Consider the following 13,274-nt stretch of genomic DNA (forward strand, 5'->3'; position numbering starts at 1 on the left):
TCAGAATGCCCGGCTTTTAGTCGGGCATTTTGTTTTTAATTGGTGGTTGCACAGTTTGTTTGCGCTTGTTCATATTGCAAGGTAAGCAATGGCGCCTTCGTCTTTGCAGTAAGGGAGATCTGCCTTGCCTATCAGGAAAATTCTGGTCGCCAATCGATCCGAAATCGCAATTCGCGTATTCCGCGCCGCCAATGAGCTGGGGCTCAAAACGGTGGCCATCTGGGCCGAGGAGGACAAACTTTCCCTGCATCGTTTTAAAGCGGACGAGAGCTATCAGGTCGGGCGCGGGCCGCATCTGACACGCGATCTGGGGCCGATCGAAAGCTATCTGTCGATCGACGAGATCATCCGCGTCGCCAAGCTTTCCGGCGCCGACGCTATTCATCCGGGCTACGGCCTTTTGTCGGAAAGCCCGGAATTCGCCGAAGCCTGTGCCGAAAACGGCATCATCTTCATCGGGCCGAAGCCGGAAACCATGCGTCGTCTCGGCAACAAGGTTGCTGCGCGCAATCTGGCCATCGAAATTGGCGTGCCGGTGGTGCCAGCCACCGATCCGTTGCCGGATGATATGGAAGAGGTGAAGAAGCTTGCGGCACAGGTCGGTTACCCGGTCATGCTCAAGGCAAGCTGGGGCGGCGGCGGTCGCGGTATGCGCGCCATCCGCTCGGAAGCTGATCTTGCCCGTGAGGTCACGGAAGCCAAGCGCGAAGCCAAGGCGGCTTTCGGCAAGGACGAGGTCTATCTCGAAAAGCTCATTGAACGCGCCCGCCATGTCGAAGTGCAGATACTGGGCGATACGCATGGCAATGCCGTGCATCTGTTCGAGCGCGACTGCTCGATCCAGCGGCGCAACCAGAAGGTCGTGGAACGCGCGCCAGCGCCTTATCTCAACGACGCACAGCGTCAGGAACTTGCGAATTACGGCCTGAAGATCGCGCATGCGACCGATTATATCGGTGCGGGCACGGTGGAATTCCTGATGGATGCCGATAGCGGCAAGTTCTATTTCATCGAGGTCAATCCGCGCATTCAGGTCGAGCATACCGTCACCGAACAGGTGACGGGTATCGATATCGTCAAGGCGCAGATCCATATTCTGGAAGGCTTTGCCATCGGCACGCCGGAATCGGGCGTGCCGCGTCAGGAAGATATTCGCCTCAATGGCCATGCTCTCCAGTGCCGCATCACGACGGAAGATCCGGAGCACAATTTCATCCCGGATTACGGGCGCATTCAGGCTTACCGTTCGGCATCGGGTTTCGGCATCCGTCTGGACGGTGGCACGGCCTATTCGGGCGCATTCATCACGCGCTATTACGACCCGCTGCTGGTGAAGGTCACGGCTTCCGGAGCGACACCACTGGAAGCCATTCGCCGCATGGATCGCGCACTGCGCGAGTTCCGTATTCGCGGCGTGGCGACGAACCTCACCTTCCTTGAAGCGATCATCAATCATCCGAAATTCCTGTCGAATGACTATACGACCCGCTTCATCGACACGACGCCGGAACTCTTCGAGCAGGTGAAGCGGCAGGACCGCGCCACCAAGCTTCTGACCTATATTGCCGATGTGACCGTCAATGGCCATCCGGAAACCAAAGGTCGTGCTAAGCCGGCTAAGGACGCTGCAAAACCACGCGTGCCATGGTTCGGCGACACGCCGGTTGCCGATGGTACGAAGCAGCTCCTGGACAGTCTCGGACCGAAGAAGTTTGCCGAATGGGTCCGCAATGAAAAGCGCGTTCTCGTGACTGATACGACGATGCGCGACGGCCATCAGTCGCTGCTTGCCACCCGCGTGCGCACCTATGATATTGCGCGCATCGCCAATACCTATGCGCAGGCGCTGCCGAACCTGTTCTCGCTGGAGTGCTGGGGCGGGGCGACCTTCGATGTTTCGATGCGCTTCCTGACGGAAGACCCGTGGGAGCGTCTGGCGCAGGTGCGTGAAGGCGCGCCGAACCTGCTGCTGCAAATGCTGCTACGCGGCGCCAATGGCGTCGGCTACAAGTCCTATCCGGACAATGTGGTGAAGTATTTCGTGCGGGAAGCCGCGCGTGGCGGCATCGATCTGTTCCGCGTCTTCGACAGCCTCAACTGGGTTGAGAACATGCGCGTTTCGATGGATGCGGTGCTGGAGGAAAACAAGCTCTGCGAAGCGGCCATCTGCTATACCGGCGATATTCTGAACCCGGAACGCGCGAAGTATGACCTCAAATATTACGTCAATCTGGCGAAAGAGGTCGAAAAGGCGGGCGCGCATATCATCGCCGTCAAGGATATGGCGGGCCTTTTGAAGCCAGCTGCGGCGCGGGTGCTGTTCAAGGCGCTGCGCGAGGAAACCGATCTGCCGATCCATTTCCACACCCATGACACATCGGGCATTTCGGCTGCAACGGTGCTGGCGGCGGTGGATGCGGGCGTCGATGTGGTCGATGCGGCGATGGATGCCTTGTCGGGCAATACATCGCAGCCCTGCCTCGGTTCCATCGTCGAGGCGCTGCACGGCGCCGAGCGTGATCCGGGTCTCGATCCAGAATCGATCCGCCGCATTTCCTTCTATTGGGAAGCCGTGCGCAATCAATATGCGGGCTTTGAAAGCGACCTCAAGGGGCCGGCTTCGGAAGTCTATCTGCATGAAATGCCGGGCGGCCAGTTTACCAATCTGAAAGAACAGGCGCGCTCGCTCGGACTTGAAACCCGCTGGCATGAAGTGGCGCAAGCCTATGCCGATGTGAACCGCATGTTTGGCGATATCGTCAAGGTCACGCCGTCCTCCAAGGTGGTGGGTGATATGGCGCTGATGATGGTCAGCCAGGATCTGGATGTTAGCGACGTCGAGAACCCGGACAAGGATATCGCCTTCCCGGATTCGGTCGTGTCGATGATGCGCGGCGATCTCGGACAGCCGCCTTCGGGCTGGCCGGCAGCACTTCAGAAAAAGGTACTGAAGGGCGAAAAGCCATTCACCGTTCGTCCCGGTTCGCTGTTGCCTGCCGCTGATCTCGATGCGGAGCGCAAGGGTTTTGAAGAAACCGTGGGCCGCAAGATCGACGATCAGGAGTTCGCCTCGGCGCTGATGTATCCGAAAGTGTTCACGGATTTCGCCGCCGCACAGGAAACCTATGGTCCGACAAGTGTTCTGCCGACGCCGGTTTATTTCTACGGCCTCAAGCCGGAGGAAGAAGTCTTCGTCGATCTGGAACGCGGCAAGACGCTGGTGATCGTCAATCAGGCGATGAGCGAGACCGATGAAAAGGGCATGGTCACCGTGTTCTTCGAATTGAACGGCCAGCCACGCCGCATCAAGGTGCCGAACCGCGCCAAGGGCGCCTCGGGCGGTGTTCGCCGCAAGGTGGAAACCGGCAATGACAATCAGGTCGGCGCGCCAATGCCCGGTGTCATCTCGACGGTTGCCGTCGCCAGTGGCCAAAAGGTTTCGCAGGGCGACGTGCTGCTCTCCATCGAAGCGATGAAGATGGAAACGGCCATCCATGCCGAGCGCGACGGCACCATTGCCGAAGTGCTCGTGCGCCCTGGCGAACAGATCGACGCGAAGGATTTGTTGATTGTATATGGAGAGTAATACTCTTCGATAACGGTTTATTTGATCGAGCTTGCAATGCCGCGTCCGTGAAAAGGCGCGGCATTTTGTTTGCGCTTGCAGTGTGTGCAAATTCTGATATGCACGTTTGTGCCGATTTATGCATGTTTATGCCTGTTAGGGGAAACAAGTGACGACGGAGCTTTTGCTTCACGAAAGGCAGGCGCGCATTCAGGACCTGCTGCAACAGTCGGGCCGCGTGCTGGCGACCGAACTAGCCGAAAGCTTCGGCGTGTCGGAAGATACAATCCGGCGCGACTTGCGCGAAATGGCAGCTGCGGGTCTATGCAAACGTGTTTATGGCGGCGCTCTGAAAGCTGCACCGTCATCGCTGTCGCTGGCCGAGCGGGACGTGGAGCGCACGGCGGCGAAGACGGCGCTGGCTCATGTTCTGCTCGGTTTGATCGAGCCGGGTATGACGGTGTTTCTGGATGCGTCCTCGGTCAACACGGCTTTGGCGCGGCTTCTGGTGGAACGCGGCGAGGCGCTCACAGTTGTTACCAATACGCCGTCGATTGCCGCCATTCTGCTTGCTGCGCCCGACATTGACCTCATCATGATCGGCGGGCCGATTGATCGCCGCGTCAGTGCTGCGGTCGGGGCGCGCGCCTTGCGTGATGCGGAGTTGCTGCGTCCTGACCTGTGTGTGCTCGGTGCCTGCGGTGTTGCGGCGGAAATCGGCGTTACGGCGCTTTTTCTGGACGATGCCGAATTCAAGCGCACCATTGCCAGCCGCAGCCGGTCTGTCGTACTGGCAATCACCAATGACAAGCTTGGCACTGTCGCAGCGCATGATGTCGTCTCGCTGGACGATATCGGTGTGATGGCTTTCGAACAGGATGCTGATGAAAAACTGCTCGCGCCTTTTACGGCGGCGGGCGTAAATATACTACGCGCGGCAACAGGCCGTGGCTGAGGAAAATATGGAACAGGTTTCCGGACGGGAAGATACCGCGCCGTCACGCGCGCCGATGATCACCAAAGAGCGCATCGCTGTCGCGCTGCTCTTTATGGCAAACGGCTATATTTTCGGTGGCTGGGCTCCGAAAATTCCAGAATTTGCCGCGCGCCTTGGGCTGGATAGCGCAGGCATGGGACTGATGATCCTCGTCTTCGGTCTCGGCTCGTTGGCCATGATGCCGGTGGCGGGCGCTTTGTCGGCGCAGCGCGGTTCAGGCGCGGTGGTGCGTATTTTTGCACTGGCCTTCATCCCGGCGCTGCTGATCATCGCTCTGGTGCCAAATGTGGTTACAGCGGTCATCGTGATGTTCTATTTCGGCGGCACCATGGCTGCGATGGATGTGTCGATGAATGCCAATGCCGTCGCCGTGGAGAAATCCATGCGCCGTGCCATCATGTCGTCCTGCCATGCCTTCTGGAGCCTCGGCGGGCTGATCGGCGCAGCAAGCGGCGGCTTTCTCATCGCGCAATTCGGCTCGACCGTTCATGCGCTGGTAACGACCGTTGTTGCAGCGGTGCTGATCGCTGTCGCGTGGCCATCGATCATTGCCGACAAGTTCCACCATCCGAGCGGCGAAAAGCAGAAGCTGACTCTGCCGCGCAATCCACTGCCCTGGCTAGTGGGTGTGATGGCGTTGTTTTCGATGGTGCCGGAAGGGGCAATCATCGACTGGAGCGCCTATCACATGCGTCAGGATCTGGGCGCGTCGGTGACGCTGGCGGGTTTCGGCTTTGCGGCTTTCTCCTTTTCAATGGCGGTGATGCGCTTTGCGGGCGATCTGGTGCGCGACCGTTTCGGCGCGGTGCGGACGCTGCGTGCCTGCACGGTGATCGCCATTATCGGCATGTTGATCGTCGGCTTTTCCACCGATCCCTATGTGTCGGTGGTCGGTTTTGCCATTTGTGGCATCGGCATTTCCAACATGGTGCCGATTGCCTTTTCGATGGCTGGAAACATGCCGGGCGTGAACCCAAGCGTCGGCCTGTCGATTGCGACCACACTTGGCTATTCCGGCATGCTGGTGGCCCCGTCGCTGATCGGCTTTGTTGCCAAACATAGCGGTTTCGGCGTGGTGTTCATTGCGCTGCCGGTTCTGCTTTTGGTGGTGCTCGCCTTTTCCAGCCTCGCCCGCTACGCCGACCAGAAGCACTAAAATTGTTTACTCAGCCGTCCAGCCGCCTTCGACCGGCAGGGCTGCGCCATTGATCTGCGCGGCCGCATCCGTGGCGAGAAAGGCTGCAAGCGCCCCGATCTGCGCGGTGGTCACGAATTCCTTCGTCGGCTGTTTATCGAGCATCACCTCGCGGATCACCGTTTCGCGGTCCATGTTGTGGGCCTTCATCTGATCGGGAATCTGTGCCTCCACAAGCGGTGTCAGCACATAGCCGGGACAGATGGAATTGGCGGTGATCTTCGCGGTCGCCAGTTCCAGCGCCAGCGTCTTGGTAAAGCCGACAATGCCGTGCTTGGCCGCAACATAGGCCGACTTGAACGGCGAGGCGACCAACCCATGGGCGGATGCAATATTGATGATGCGCCCCCAGCCAGCCGCGCGCATATGCGGGATGGCGGCGGCGGACGTATGGAAGGCCGAGGTCAGATTAATAGCGATGATGCGGTCCCATTGCTCTGTCGGAAATTCTTCAACCGGCGCGACATGCTGGATGCCTGCGTTGTTGACCAGAATATCGGCGCTGCCGAACGCCTTGACACTGTCGGCGATAAGTCTGCGGCAGTCGTCGCCCTTCGACATATCGGCTGCGATATAGATCACGCTCGCGCCATGTTCTTCGCCCAGCATGCGGGCAAGCGCATGATCCTCGTCACGGTCGGTGAAGGAATTGATCACAACGTTGTGTCCCGCGGCCGCCAATGCATGGGCGATGCCAAGGCCGATCCCGGAATTGGAGCCGGTGACAATAGCGGTTTTGCGGGCAGTTGCGTCGGTCATGGGCGGGCGTCCTCGTTTATGATGACGCGCATAATGAGAGGGCGACAATGCGTCGGCAAGTGATTATATAGATCGAAATCCTTATAAGTGCAGACCCAGTTAAGAACAGAGCAAAATGTCTTCCGAGACCGTCAGCTATTTCTCGCATCCTTTCCCTCGCCGCCAATCGGTTGGTGTTAGTGTCGGTGGCGTCATCGTCGGCGGCAGTGCGCCAGTCGTCGTGCAGTCGATGACCAATACGGATACAGCGGATGTGGATGCCACCGTCGCGCAGGTCGCAGCCTTGCATCGCGCAGGCTCCGAGATCGTGCGCATCACGGTGGATCGCGATGAATCTGCTGCCGCCGTGCCGAAAATTCGCGAAAGGCTGGAACGTCTGGGACATGACGTGCCGCTGGTCGGCGATTTCCATTATATCGGCCACAAGCTGCTTGCCGATCATCCGGCCTGCGCGGAAGCGCTTGCGAAATATCGCATCAATCCGGGCAATGTCGGTTTCAAGGACAAGAAGGACAAGCAGTTCGCCGATATCGTCGAAATGGCGATCCGCTACGACAAGCCGGTGCGTATTGGCGTCAATTGGGGTTCGCTTGATCAGGAATTGCTGACCACGTTGATGGATCGCAATCAGGATGCGGGCGCACCCTTGAGCGCACAGGAAGTCATGCGTGAGGCCATCGTGCAGTCCGCCCTGATTTCCGCCAATCTGGCGGAAGAAATCGGCCTTCCTCGCGATAAGATCATTCTATCGGCAAAGGTTAGCCAGGTACAGGATCTGATCGCCGTCTATACGATGCTGGCGCAGCGTTCCAATCATGCCCTGCATCTGGGCCTCACCGAAGCTGGCATGGGCACCAAGGGCATCGTCGCCTCGTCGGCTGCCATGGGCATTTTGCTACAGCAGGGTATTGGCGACACGATCCGTATTTCGCTGACCCCGGAACCGGGCGGCGACCGCACCCGCGAAGTGCAGGTGTCGCAGGAGCTTCTGCAGACCATGGGCTTCCGCCAGTTCATCCCGATTGTTGCGGCATGTCCCGGTTGCGGACGCACGACCTCGACGGTATTTCAGGAACTGGCGCAGACCATTCAGGATGACATTCGCCGCAACATGCCGGTCTGGCGCGAGAAATATCCCGGCGTGGAAGCGCTTTCCGTCGCAGTCATGGGCTGCATTGTCAACGGTCCGGGCGAATCGAAGCATGCCGATATCGGTATTTCGCTTCCCGGCACGGGCGAAACGCCGTCCGCACCAGTCTTTGTCGACGGCAAGAAGGTCACGACGCTGCGCGGTCCAGCCATTGCCGAGGATTTCCAGAAGATGGTTGCCGATTATATCGAGAACCGCTTCGGGCTTGGCCAGAAGATCGCTGCCGGACAGAATTAAGCGGTACAGCTTACCGCGCGCGTTGCAGCTTCCGGTGTTGTTTTCAGTGTCGCTGCCCAGAAGACGAGCGTGACGAGGCTGATGCCTGCGCCAAGCAGGCACACACCGTTCCAGCCCGCATGGGCATAGACCCAGGTTGAAATCGCTGAACCGCTCGCGCTGCCGATGGAATAGAAAACCATATAGGCGGCGGTGAGCCGGTTCTGGGCGTCCGGGCGCACACGATAGATCATCGCCTGATTGGTCACATGGACCGCCTGAAGCCCGAAATCAATAATCAGCACGCCGACGATCAGCCAGAGCAGGGATTGCCCGAGCAGGGCAATGGGCACCCATGCCACCAGCATAAATGTGAGTGCTATGCCGGTCATGCGCTGGGCGTGGCCGCGATCCGCAGCGCTCCCGGCCCGTGAGGCGGCCAGCGCTCCGGCTGCGCCCGCAAGGCCAAACAGACCGATCTCCGCATGGCTCAATTCAAAGGGGGGCGCACTCAGCGGCATCACCAACGGTGCGAGCAGGGTGGTGATATCGGCAAAGATCAGCATGGCGATGATGGCGCGAATGCGCAGCACGGGTTCCTCTTTGAACAGGGTTGCGAGCGACAGGATCAGCGCCGGGTAGGACACGCTTGCCGCTTGTCGGGTCTGGCGCGGCAGGCTGCGCCAGAGCATGAGGCTGATCAGCAAGGTAATCACCGCTGAACTCAGATAGACGCTGCGCCAGCCGCCAATGTCGGTCAGCGCGCCTGCGATCGCGCGAGCGAGCAGGATACCAAGCACGATACCGCTGGTCACAATCCCTACGACATGGCCGCGCCGTGTGGGTTCCGCGAGGCTGGCCGCATAAGCCACGAGCGCTTGTGTAACCACGGCAAGAAGGCCGGTTGCTGCCATGGCGAGAAAGAGCAAGGACGGTTGTTTGGCAATGCCTATGGCGGCCAGTGTCAGCGAGGACAGGAGAAAATGCGCGACGATCAGTTTGCGCCGGTCGAAGAGATCGCCCAGCGGCACGAGAAAGATCAGGCCAAGGCCATAGCCGATCTGGCTCGCACCGACGATCAGTCCCGCAGTGGAGCGGTTGAGACCTATTTCGTCGGCCATCACATCCAGAAGCGGATGCGCAAAATAGACATTTGCAACGGCAAGACCGCTCGCAATGGCAAACAGAAGAAGCGTTGGAGTGGAGAGCGACGGACGCGCATCACTGTTCGCGGCAGTTTGCGCTGCCGCGTCGGGAGAGATCTGCATGATGAACTCCAGCAAATTTGGTTTTATTATGAAACCATTTTGCTTGTAGCGAAATAAGTTTTATATTGCAACCAAATTGAATGGATGGAGTGAGATGGTTCGCAAGAAAAGCCTTAAAGGCGACTATTGCCCCAGTGCGCGGGCGCTGGATGTGATCGGCGACTGGTGGTCGCTGCTGATCGTGCGCGAGGCCTTTGACGATGTGAAGCGCTTCAGCGCCTTTCAGAAGAATCTGGGCATTGCGCGCAATATTCTGGCCGAGCGTCTGCGCAAACTGACGGGCGAGGGCATTTTGGAAAGCGTGCCCGATCCCAATGGCGGTGCGCATCAGGAATATCGGCTGACCGCCAAAGGGCGCGATCTTCTGCCGGTGGTCGTCGCGTTACGGCAATGGGGCGAGAAGCATCTGTTCGCGCCCGAAGAGCCACATTCACGGCTGGTGGACAATGTGTCGGGTCAGAACATCGCCAAGCTCGACGTGCGCGCGCAGGATGGGCGCGTACTTTCCGTCGATGATGTCGTTCTGATCAAGGTCCGAGAAGACGATCTTTGATTATCAGTTCTGGCGTTCGGCGATGAAGCGCGCAGCCTGCTTGAGAATATCCGCGTCCTTGCCGAAGGGTGCGAGCAGGCTTTCCGCCTGAGCCACGAGGCCGGACAATTGCTTGCGCGTCCAGTCGATGCCATGCAGCGCCACAAGGGTTGCCTTGCCGGCGGCGGCATCCTTGCCTGTCGCCTTGCCCATGGCGGCTGCGTCTGCGGTGACGTCCAGAAGGTCGTCGGCAAGCTGGAAAGCAAGACCGATGGCTGAACCGAACTCTGCCATGCGTTCGCGATCTTCACGGGAGGCATCGGCGATGATCGCCCCTGCCTCGCAGGCAAAGCGGATCAGCGCGCCGGTCTTCATCGCCTGAAGCGTGATGATACCGGCTTCGTCCGGCTTCTTCGTCTCGGCCATCAGATCGAGGGCCTGTCCGCCCGCCATGCCGCCAAGGCCGGACGCGCGGGCAAGGGCGGATACCAGCTTTACGCGCACGGACGGATCGAGATCTGTCTCGTCAGAGGAAACAATGTCGAAAGCGTAGGTGAGGAGGCTGTCGCCCGCGAGAATCGCAGCCGCTTCGTCAAAGGCTTTGTGTACCGTTGGCTGGCCACGGCGCAGATCGTCGTCGTCCATGGCGGGAAGATCGTCGTGGACGAGCGAATAGCAATGGATGCATTCCAGCGCTGCCGCGACCCGTAGCACGGCGTCGCCGCTTTTGCCGAATAATGCAGCACTTTCGACCACCAGGAACGGACGCAGCCGTTTGCCGCCATTCAGCACGCCGTGGCGCATCGCGGCGATCAGCCGTTCCGGTCGGGCGATCTCGCCGGTGCGCAGGCGCTCATCAAGAAGCCCGATCAGCGTCGCTTCCACCTGGTGGGCGCGACGGTTGAGGGCATCGGTGAATTCGACAGTCACATGTTCCATGATGATCGGCATGGACGAAAGCGCTAATTTGGTCAACTGGACATATCGATCAGCACAGGCTTTTTCATCAGACGGTCATCAAACGACGTGTTTCCAGCTTGTTTCCAACGCAGGATTATGGAATCGGGTTCTATATTATTAAAGAATGGTTTATGTCGCTGGGGAGTACATCAGGCGGTGGACGTGGCCAAAATCATCATCAAGAGCAAAGACGGGCGCAATTATCTGGCCGATCCCGTTTGGGGGCGCAGAATTGTGCTGGCGTTTCGCCTTTTTCTGGTGCTGGCAGTGCTGCCGCTCTTTCTCCTCCTCGTCTATTCGATCCCCTTCGTGCGCCCGGTCTCGATGCTGATGGTGAAGGACTATGTTCTGTTGCAGGATGTGGACCGGCGCTGGGTGAGCATCGATGATATTTCGCCGAATGTGGTCAATGCGGTCATGATGGCGGAGGATGGTCAGTTTTGCAGCCATGGTGGCGTGGATTGGCATCAGCTGAGCATCGTGCTGGATGATGCGGGTGACGGCGGTCCAAGCCGGGGCGCTTCCACCATCACGATGCAGACGGTGAAAAATCTCTTCCTGTGGAATGGGCGCTCCTTCATCCGCAAAGGGCTCGAATTTCCGCTGGCGCTAGCCGCCGATGCGATCCTGTCGAAGCGCCGCATCATGGAGATCTATCTGAACATTGCCGAGTGGGGTCCGGGCATTTACGGCATTGAAGCCGCCGCACAGCATTACTTCAAGCGCCCGGCGGCAAAGCTCAATGCTCAGCAGGCGGCACTTCTGGCCGTGACCTTGCCCAATCCGGCACTGCGCAATCCGGCGAAGCCGACGCGCAACATGCAGCGCATCGCGCGGATCGTTGCCGGTCGCGCGATACGCTCCGGTCCCTATGTGACCTGCGTACAATAAATGCGAGTCATGAAAAAAAGATCAGACTCCGACTGGTCAAAGCCCGCAAGAGCGTGTATAGGCACCTGACTTTCCGGAATTTTGTCCGCTGTGACAGGCTCCACCGGGGCCGTGCCGGACGTTTATTGACCGATCAGTGGAGCTGGATCCATGGCAGTACCTAAAAGAAAAACGTCTCCGTCGAAGCGCGGCATGCGCCGTTCGGCTGACGCTCTGAAGGCCCCGACCTATGTCGAGGACAAGAACTCGGGCGAACTTCGTCGTCCGCATCATATCGATCTGAAGAGCGGTATGTATCGCGGCCGTCAGGTCCTCGAAGCTAAGGAATAGGTCTGACGCTGTGGTTACCGCAGCCAAGCAGACAGGTTTCAAAAAAACGCCGTTTCCGGGAAACCGGAAGCGGCGTTTTCTTTTATTATCTTTCGGAATTTTAGAGAAACAAAGAATAAATCGTCATAAGCAAGTCGATCTAACCTGACCGGACATTTTTTTGCCTTAATGCAGCCTTTGAAGAGTATTGTTCATTATAAATTTATTTAATGGTGGCTATCAATGAATGATATCATCAAGGCTCTTATATTAAATTCAGGAATTTCTTTTAAATCTGCTGTATCATTGTTCGATGTTATAGATAAAGCGGATTATAATGATTCCTTTTCAAAACATATGTCTGATACGCCTACTTTGGATGGGCGTCTGGACGAAAATAGTGCAAGAGCTATAGTACATTTTGCCAAAAAGAACTTGCGATGAAAAATGAAGGATGAAGGCCGCGATTATTTCGCGGCCTTCTGCTTTTCCAAGTCAGCCGGCGTCTGCGCTGAAGCCAGCCTTTTCTATTCCAGCAATGGCGACAGCTTCATCATTGTCGGACGTATCACCCGATATGCCGACCGCGCCCACAATTTCTCCTTCGCTATTCTTGATGATGACGCCGCCGGGCACCGGAACGATTCTGCCGCCGGAAACGCCCGAGAGCCCTTCCAGAAAATGCGGGCGATCCTTTGCCTGATTGTGCAGCCAGCGCGAGCCGGTGCCGACAGCGAGAGCGCCGAAAGCCTTACCGGATGCGATCTCGAAGCGTAGGATCGACGTGCCGTCCTGGCGCTGGAACGCCTTGAGATTGCCACCAGCATCGAAAACCGAGACGGCAATCGGCTTGAGTTTAAGATCGGCGGCCTTGGCAAAGGCTGTCGCGATGATGGCATTGGCCTGATCGAGCGTGAGTTGGACCATGGGAACCTCCTGTTTCAATGCAGCCAGTTTAGCGCCTGCCGGATGATCCGCATCCGCTAAAGTACCTCGTTTTCGGAGAAACAGCTTTTCGGTTTGTCGAAGGTTTATGATGTAATCCTTGCAAAGGCGCGCTTTTTGGTTTTTCTCTGTCGCAGCAATTTGTCTGGGAGGAAAAACATGACTGCCGCATCCGATCCGAAAGCTATCGTTATCGCCAGCGCCGCTCGCACGGCGGTGGGGTCCTTCAACGGTGCTTTCGCCACTGTGCCTGCCCATGAACTGGGCGCCACGGTTATCAAGGCGGCTCTGGAACGGGCGGGTGTTGCAGCTGACGATGTCGATGAGGTCATTCTCGGGCAGGTGCTGACGGCAGGTGAGGGGCAGAACCCCGCGCGTCAGGCCGCAATGGCGGCGGGTTGCCCGAAAGAAGCAACGGGTTTTGCGATCAACCAGCTTTGCGGCTCGGGCTTGCGCGCCGTAGCCCTTGGCATGCAGCAGATCCAGT

Annotated in this window: 12 protein-coding genes and 1 pseudogene; 9 read left to right on the plus strand and 4 right to left on the minus strand. The window is 58.3% G+C overall.

From position 1 onward, the window contains the following. Positions 1 to 124 precede the first annotated feature (124 nt). The 3 genes from pyc (at position 125) to JAU75_RS22150 (ending at position 5,718) form a co-directional block, all read left to right on the plus strand. Positions 125 to 3,586, plus strand: coding sequence for a pyruvate carboxylase (pyc, locus tag JAU75_RS22140; protein WP_199058652.1), 3,462 nt, complete (start codon positions 125 to 127; stop codon positions 3,584 to 3,586). A 148-nt stretch (positions 3,587 to 3,734) separates the two neighbouring features. After that, positions 3,735 to 4,520, plus strand: a complete 786-nt coding sequence (locus tag JAU75_RS22145; RefSeq protein ID WP_199058653.1) for a DeoR/GlpR family DNA-binding transcription regulator — start codon at positions 3,735 to 3,737, stop codon at positions 4,518 to 4,520. Between the two features lie 7 nt (positions 4,521 to 4,527). After that, positions 4,528 to 5,718 (plus strand): MFS transporter, encoded by a 1,191-nt coding sequence (locus JAU75_RS22150; RefSeq protein WP_199058665.1) that lies wholly within the window; start codon positions 4,528 to 4,530, stop codon positions 5,716 to 5,718. Positions 5,719 to 5,724: 6 nt separating this feature from the next. On the opposite strand, the gene JAU75_RS22155 is transcribed toward JAU75_RS22150, so the two are convergent. Further along, positions 5,725 to 6,516: a 3-hydroxybutyrate dehydrogenase gene (locus JAU75_RS22155; protein WP_199058654.1), complete on the minus strand. Its 792-nt coding sequence runs from the start codon at positions 6,514 to 6,516 to the stop codon at positions 5,725 to 5,727. Between the two features lie 115 nt (positions 6,517 to 6,631). Here JAU75_RS22155 and ispG point away from each other — a divergent pair, with 115 nt between their 5' ends. After that, positions 6,632 to 7,903, plus strand: coding sequence for a flavodoxin-dependent (E)-4-hydroxy-3-methylbut-2-enyl-diphosphate synthase (ispG, locus tag JAU75_RS22160; RefSeq protein ID WP_199058655.1), 1,272 nt, complete (start codon positions 6,632 to 6,634; stop codon positions 7,901 to 7,903). On the opposite strand, the gene JAU75_RS22165 is transcribed toward ispG, so the two are convergent. Then, a complete protein-coding gene (locus JAU75_RS22165) occupies positions 7,900 to 9,150 on the minus strand; it encodes an MFS transporter (protein ID WP_199058656.1) in 1,251 nt (416 codons plus the stop codon). The two genes, ispG and JAU75_RS22165, sit on opposite strands and share 4 nt — an antisense overlap. 94 nt (positions 9,151 to 9,244) lie before the next feature. Here JAU75_RS22165 and JAU75_RS22170 point away from each other — a divergent pair, with 94 nt between their 5' ends. Then, positions 9,245 to 9,703, plus strand: a complete 459-nt coding sequence (locus JAU75_RS22170) for a helix-turn-helix domain-containing protein (protein ID WP_199058657.1) — start codon at positions 9,245 to 9,247, stop codon at positions 9,701 to 9,703. A 3-nt stretch (positions 9,704 to 9,706) separates the two neighbouring features. Here JAU75_RS22170 and JAU75_RS22175 read toward each other — a convergent pair whose 3' ends face one another. Continuing rightward, the gene (locus tag JAU75_RS22175; protein ID WP_199058666.1) at positions 9,707 to 10,621 is read right to left on the minus strand and encodes a polyprenyl synthetase family protein; all 915 of its coding nucleotides are present in this window, start codon (positions 10,619 to 10,621) and stop codon (positions 9,707 to 9,709) included. Positions 10,622 to 10,804: 183 nt separating this feature from the next. Between JAU75_RS22175 and mtgA the strand changes: the two genes are divergently transcribed. The 3 genes from mtgA to JAU75_RS22190 all read left to right on the plus strand — a co-directional run bounded on the left by mtgA (position 10,805) and on the right by JAU75_RS22190 (position 12,286). Further along, positions 10,805 to 11,533, plus strand: coding sequence for a monofunctional biosynthetic peptidoglycan transglycosylase (gene mtgA / locus JAU75_RS22180; protein WP_371836231.1), 729 nt, complete (start codon positions 10,805 to 10,807; stop codon positions 11,531 to 11,533). Between the two features lie 150 nt (positions 11,534 to 11,683). Further along, positions 11,684 to 11,863 (plus strand): 50S ribosomal protein L32, encoded by a 180-nt coding sequence (gene rpmF, locus JAU75_RS22185; RefSeq protein WP_006467787.1) that lies wholly within the window; start codon positions 11,684 to 11,686, stop codon positions 11,861 to 11,863. Positions 11,864 to 12,085: 222 nt separating this feature from the next. Then, complete coding sequence (locus tag JAU75_RS22190) at positions 12,086 to 12,286, plus strand: hypothetical protein (RefSeq protein ID WP_199058659.1); 201 nt, start codon at positions 12,086 to 12,088, stop codon at positions 12,284 to 12,286. A 51-nt stretch (positions 12,287 to 12,337) separates the two neighbouring features. On the opposite strand, the gene JAU75_RS22195 is transcribed toward JAU75_RS22190, so the two are convergent. Continuing rightward, on the minus strand, positions 12,338 to 12,769 hold the full coding sequence (locus JAU75_RS22195) for a heme-binding protein (protein WP_199058660.1): 432 nt from the start codon (positions 12,767 to 12,769) through the stop codon (positions 12,338 to 12,340). A gap of 177 nt (positions 12,770 to 12,946) precedes the next feature. Between JAU75_RS22195 and JAU75_RS22200 the strand changes: the two are divergent. After that, a pseudogene (locus JAU75_RS22200) lies at positions 12,947 to 13,274 on the plus strand (acetyl-CoA C-acetyltransferase); the annotation flags it as partial.

The sequence above is a fragment of the Ochrobactrum sp. Q0168 genome, from assembly GCF_016427605.1.
Taxonomy (GTDB): Bacteria; Pseudomonadota; Alphaproteobacteria; order Rhizobiales; family Rhizobiaceae; genus Brucella.